Here is a 5803-nt window from a genome sequence, read left to right as displayed (position 1 = left end):
GCGATCCGTCCACCGACGGCGAGGACGTCGATCGCCTCGTCGATGGCCCGGCGCCAGACCTCGAGCTCGTCGTTGACCTCGATGCGCAGGGCCTGGAAGGTCCGCTTGGCCGGGTGACCGCTCTGGCGCTGCGAAGCGGCCGGAATGACGCGGCGCAGCATGTGGACGAGCCGGCCGGACGAGGTGTAGGGCTCGATGGCCCGGTCGTGCACGACGGCCTTGGCGATCTTCCGGGCGAAGCGCTCCTCGCCGTAGTCGCGCAGGATCCGCGTCAGGTCGTCCACCGAGTAGGTGTTGAGGACGTCGGCCGCCGTCTGACCCGTCGACTGGTCCATCCGCATGTCGAGAGGAGCGTCGACGCGGTAGGCGAAGCCGCGGTCCGCCTCGTCGAGCTGGAGGGAGCTGACGCCCAGGTCGAAGAGGATGCCGTCCACGGCCGGCAGGTGGAGGTCGGCGACGACGTCCTTGATCTCGTCGTAGACCGCGTGGACGGGACGGAACCGGTCGCCGAACCGCGCCAGGCGCTCCCCCGACAGCGCGAGGGCCTCGCGGTCGCGGTCGATGCCGACGACGGTGCTCTCCGGGAACCGCTCCAGCACGCCCTCGGCGTGACCACCCATTCCGAGGGTGGCATCGACGTGCACCGCGCCGGGACGCTCGAGGGCAGGAGCGAGCAGGTCGAGGATCCGGTCGCGCATCACGGGGACGTGTCGTCCCTGCGCCGGTCCTCGGTCGGTCATGCTGCGTCCTTCGTGCTCGGGTGGTGCTGGGTGGGGGGCCGGGCCGGTGGTGGTGCTGCGTCACCTGGGAGCTGGTCCCCATCCGCTACGTCGCCCGGGACGGGGGAAGTCGTCCCGGGAGCGAAGCGGCTGGAGGCCGGCGCTCAGATGGTGCTGGCGGTGGTGCTGGTGGTGGTGCTGGGAGGTGCGGGGAGGTGCGGGTCGGTCAGAACAGGCCGGGGATGACCTCCTCGGCCGTGTCGGCGAAGCTCTGCTCGGTCTGCTCGAGGTAGGCGTTCCAGACCGCGCTGTCCCAGACCTCGAGGCGCGACCCGGCACCGATGACGGTGACCTCGCGGTCCAGGCCGGCGTACTGGCGCAGGTTGGCGGGGATGGTGAAGCGGCCCTGCTTGTCGGGGACCTCGTCCGAGGCGCCGGAGAGGAAGACGCGCATGTAGTCGCGGGCGACCTTGCTCGTCGTGGGGGCCTGGCGCATCTGGTCGGCGACCCGGACGAACTCGTCCATGGGGTAGATGAAGAGGCTGCGCTCCTGGCCGCGAGTGACGACCAGTCCGCCGGCCATCCGCTCGCGGTACTTCGCGGGCAGGAACAGCCGGCCCTTCTCGTCGAGCCGGGGTGTGTGCGTCCCGAGAAACAYGGTCCGCCACCTCCCCTTTGTCGACCCGCGAGCGCACCCATTCACTGCCTTGATGCCCCACGATACTCCACTCTCCTCCACCGTCAATGATGTTTGGGCTATTTGTCACCGGCGAGTCCTGCGTTTGCGCAGGTCAGCGACGGTGGAGCGAAGTGGAGGGCAACGGACCCGGCCAGACGGCATACGCACACCAGGCGCGGGCGGGGGAACCGTCCCGAACCCTCGTGAACCACCCCGAACGAACCGAACGACTCCCCCGGACGTCGGAGGTGGAGGAAAGTGGTGCTGAGGCCGCAGGGTCCACGGCACTGATGCACGACGGACCTCCATCCGGTCAGGAGTGAGGCGGCCCTACCGGTGACGAGGGTCCATGGGAGAAGATCACCTGACGGGTGGCTCATCCGCGACGAGCGGGGCGGGCCACGACATGGGGACGACAGACGGAGGACAGCGTGACCACGACGGACACGGGGATCGAGACCACGGCGTCACCCGGCTCATCCGCCCGCTCCAGCACGGACGGGAGCACCGACGGGGCCGACCTCGGTCTCATCCACGAGGTCGCCGAGCGCCTCATCGGGGCGATGACCAGCGTCATCGAGGGCAAGGCAGACGTCGTCCGCACCACCGTCACCGTCCTCTTCGCCGGGGGGCACCTGCTCATCGAGGACGTCCCCGGCGTCGGCAAGACGATGCTCGCCAAGACGCTGGCGCGCTCGATCGACGCCACGGTGCGCCGCATCCAGTTCACGCCGGACCTGCTGCCGAGCGACGTGACGGGCGTCAGCATCTTCAACCAGGACGCCCGCCGCTTCGAGTTCCGCCCAGGCGCCATCTTCGCCAACGTCGTCGTGGGCGACGAGATCAACCGCGCGTCGCCCAAGACGCAGTCGGCACTGCTCGAGTCCATGGAGGAGCGACAGGTCACCGTCGACGGGACGACCTACACGCTGCAGGCCCCCTTCATCGTCATGGCCACGCAGAACCCCATCGAGATGGAGGGCACCTACCCTCTGCCCGAGGCCCAGCGCGACCGCTTCATGGCTCGCATCTCGATGGGCTACCCCGCGCCCGGTGCAGAGCTCGACCTGCTCGCAAGCCATGGCTCGAGCTCGCCGCTCGACGCCCTGACGCCCGTCACCGACGCCGAGACGATCAACCGGGTCGTGCACTCGGTCAGCCGCGTCCACGCGAGCCCGGCGGTGCGCCAGTACATCGTCGACCTCGTGACGCGCTCGCGGTCGACCCCGGCGCTGCGGCTCGGGGCCTCTCCCCGTGCAGCCCTGCACCTGCTGCGGGCGTCGCGGGCCTACGCCGCGCTCGAGGGTCGCGACCACGTGATCCCCGACGACGTGCAGATGCTGGCCGGGCCCGTCCTCGCGCACCGTCTGATGCCGTCGAGCGAGACCCAGCTCGCCCGTCGCACCACCGCCGAGGTGGTCACCGACCTGCTGCACCAGGTGCCGGTGCCGCCCGCAGCCCGCTGAGGGGGCGGCATCCATGCGCTCACTGCGGAGCGTCCTGACGACGAGGGGCCGGGCCTTCATCGGCTCGGGGACCGTCCTCGTGCTCGCCGGTGTCATCTTCGGATTCCGCGACCTCACCCGCTTCGGCGTCCTCCTCATCGCGCTCCCGCTCATCTCGGCGGTGCTCGTGCGCACCCGCAAGACCCGGATGCGCATCGAGCGACACACCCACCCCGAGCGGATCAGCGTCGGCCAGGACGCCCATGTCACGCTCTCGTTCGAGAACGTCTCGACCGCCACGACGCCGATCTTCCTCGCGGAGGAGCGCCTCGCATACGTCCTCGGCGACCGGCCACGGTTCGTCGTCGGCCGGATCCCGTCGGGACGCGTGCGCTCGATCGACTATGCCGTCCGCTCCCACCTGCGCGGACGCCACCACCTCGGCCCCCTCGGGGTGCAGGTGCAGGATCCCTTCGGGCTGGCCAACCGCAACGCCGTGCTCGAGGGGACCGCCGACCTCGTCGTGCTGCCGGCCGTGCACCCCCTCTCGTCGAACCGCCGCCCCAGCGCGGGCGTGGGCTCGGAGGGCGAGCAGGCCCAGCTCATCGCCCTGCACGGCGAGGACGACGTGACGATCCGCGAGTACCGCGACGGCGACGACCTGCGCCGGATCCACTGGCCGGCTACGGCCCGCACCGGTGACCTCATGGTGCGCCAGGAGGACCGGCCGGCCCAGCGGCGCGCGGTCGTGCTCGTCGACCCCCGGCCGTCGGCGCACGGCGGCTCGGGAGCGAGCAGCTCGTTCGAGTGGGCGGTGACCGCTGCCGCGTCGGTGGCGGTCCACCTGTGCGACTCGGGGTATGCCGTCCACCTCGTCTGCGCCGAGACGGTCGAGACCACCCGCGCCGCCGAGACCATGACGCCCGACGAGATCCTCGACGTGCTCGCCGTGGCGACCCTGCGCGAGGACACCGGGGAGGACGAGATCCTTCGCGCCGGGCAGGCCCTCGCCGCCGCGGGCGGGTTCCTCGTGGCCATCGTCGGGCCATCGGGTCGTGACGTCACCTCCCGGGTCGCCAGCCTGCGTCAGCCCGGGACGACGGGGCTGGCCCTCGTCCTCGACGCGCGCAGCTTCGGCACCAGCGACGCCGAGGAGGCCGAGCCCCACGTCGACACCCTTCGGCTCGCCGGGTGGCGGGCCATCGCCGTCCGGCGCGACGAGGACGTCGCACACGTCTGGGCCATTCTGACGGCCGCGGCCGTGGGAGGCAGTCGATGACGCGCCGCCGCTGGAGGATGACCGTGCTCGCCGCGCTCGCGACGCTCAGCGCCATCTACCCCATCACCAGCCTCTTCACGGAGACGACGTGGCTGCCGCAGGCGTTCTTCGTCATCATCCTCGTCGCCGGGCTCGGTCTCCTCGGACGGGGATTCACCCGCTCGCGGGGACTCGTCGTCCTGACCCAGGTGCTCGTCACCGCCTACGTCATCCTCGCCCGCTCGAACGGTTCGACCTTCGTCCTGCTCGTGCCGACGCCGGCGACGTTCGAGGCCGCCAACTCCCTCGGCCTCCAGGCGCTCGAGACGGTCAACCGCTACTCCGCGCCGGCGCCGCTCAACGAGGGGATCACCTTCTGCCTCGTCGTGGCGGTCGGGCTCGTCGCGATCGCCGTGGATGCCCTCGCGGCCACGTGGCGCAGCCCGGCAGCCGCGGGGCTGCCGCTGCTCACGGCATACCTCATCACGGCCGCCAACGGTGAGACGGCACTCGCACTGCGCTACTTCGTCGTGCCGGTCGCGGTGTGGCTCGTCATGCTGCACACCACGGCGCGCGCCCAGTTCGGCCGTTGGGGCACGGCCAACCCGGCCGGGGACAGCGAGATCGAAGCCGCAGAGCACGACCGGGACGCCCTGCGCTCCTTCACCGCCGGTGCGCTCAGGCTGGGCGCCGTCGGCGTCGTGATTGCCGTCGTCGTCCCCGCCGTCATCCCCCACTTCCCCCCGCGCTACCTCACCGAGGGCCTCGGACGCAGCAGTGACGGGGGCGGCGAGGGCTCGGTGGGTTTCAACGACACGCTCGACCTGTCGCGGAGCCTGAACAACCAGGACCAGTCGCCCATCCTCACCTACACGACGACGGCGTTCACGCGGGCACCGCTCCGCGTGCTCGCCACGTCGTACTACTCCCGGGGTCTGTGGAGCGTCGCGAGCACGACCGGCCCCCGGCCCGACAACCCGGCGCCGCTGCCGCCGCAGGACAAGCGCCGCGACTACGTCATCACCGTCTCGGACAACACCCTGGCCGCGCCCCGCATCGCCGCGCCCTACCCCGTCGTCGCCGTGGCGATGGAGGGCACGCCGTGGACGATCGACCCCGTCACCCGCGATGTGCGTGTCGGGCGAGCCGTGAGCAGCTACCGCGTCACCTACGCCGACCTAGCTCCGTCGCCACCCCAGCTGCGTGAGGCCGGAGCCCCGGACTCCCCCGACATCACCGACGACGACCTGACCCTCCCGGACCGCTCGCGCGACCTCGTGCAGCGCTGGTCCGACGAAGTCACCCGTGGCCAGGACAACGCGCTCGACAAGGCCATCGCCATCCAGAACCAGCTGCGCGACACCAGCCGCTACACCTACTCGCTCGACCTCGGCGAGCCGCTCCGCGACGGCCAGGGACGCCTGCTCGATCCCATCCAGAACTTCTACGAGACCCGACGCGGGTACTGCGTGCAGTTCGCGACGGCGATGATCATGCTGGCGCGGGCGYAGGGCATCCCGGCCCGCATGGCCATCGGCTTCCTGCCCGGGCAGCTCTCGGGTGAGCACTACGTCGTCCGCGCCAGCGACGCCCACGCGTGGCCCGAGCTCTACTTCCAGGGCTACGGGTGGCTGCGTTTCGAGCCGACACCGGGCGCCCGCGCGGGCACTCCACCGCCGTATGCCGTGCTCGGAGCCGGCTC

5 protein-coding genes and 1 pseudogene are annotated in these 5803 nt (G+C 71.3%); 4 read left to right on the top strand and 2 right to left on the bottom strand.

The annotated features are described in order from the left end of the window. Both rsmH and mraZ read right to left on the bottom strand, forming a co-directional pair. The coding region (rsmH, locus tag AC1DP0_RS16900) for a 16S rRNA (cytosine(1402)-N(4))-methyltransferase RsmH (RefSeq protein WP_478086468.1) at window positions 1-740 on the bottom strand (740 nt) is incomplete at its 3' end. Between the two features lie 205 nt (window positions 741-945). Continuing rightward, on the bottom strand, window positions 946-1377 hold the full coding sequence (mraZ, locus tag AC1DP0_RS16895; RefSeq protein ID WP_478086472.1) for a division/cell wall cluster transcriptional repressor MraZ: 432 nt from the start codon (window positions 1375-1377) through the stop codon (window positions 946-948). Window positions 1378-1829: 452 nt separating this feature from the next. Between mraZ and AC1DP0_RS16890 the strand changes: the two genes are divergently transcribed. From AC1DP0_RS16890 to AC1DP0_RS16875, 4 genes and pseudogenes are all read left to right on the top strand, one after another. Continuing rightward, window positions 1830-2864, top strand: coding sequence for an AAA family ATPase (locus AC1DP0_RS16890; protein ID WP_478086465.1), 1035 nt, complete (start codon window positions 1830-1832; stop codon window positions 2862-2864). A 13-nt stretch (window positions 2865-2877) separates the two neighbouring features. Next, entirely contained in the window at window positions 2878-4122 is a 1245-nt protein-coding gene (locus tag AC1DP0_RS16885; RefSeq protein ID WP_478086463.1) for a DUF58 domain-containing protein, read from the top strand. Further along, window positions 4119-5231 (top strand): annotated as a pseudogene (locus tag AC1DP0_RS16880) (TgpA N-terminal domain-containing protein); the annotation flags it as partial. The gene AC1DP0_RS16885 and the pseudogene AC1DP0_RS16880, both read left to right, overlap by 4 nt. Before the next feature lie 204 nt (window positions 5232-5435). Further along, window positions 5436-5803, top strand: a 368-nt coding sequence (locus AC1DP0_RS16875; RefSeq protein ID WP_478086470.1) for a transglutaminase-like domain-containing protein, incomplete at its 3' end; no start/stop codon positions are given.

It is taken from the genome of Terrabacter sp. P5_B1 (assembly GCF_056400505.1).
Note: the sequence above shows the minus strand (reverse complement) of the source record. Positions and strands in the feature narration are given on the sequence as shown.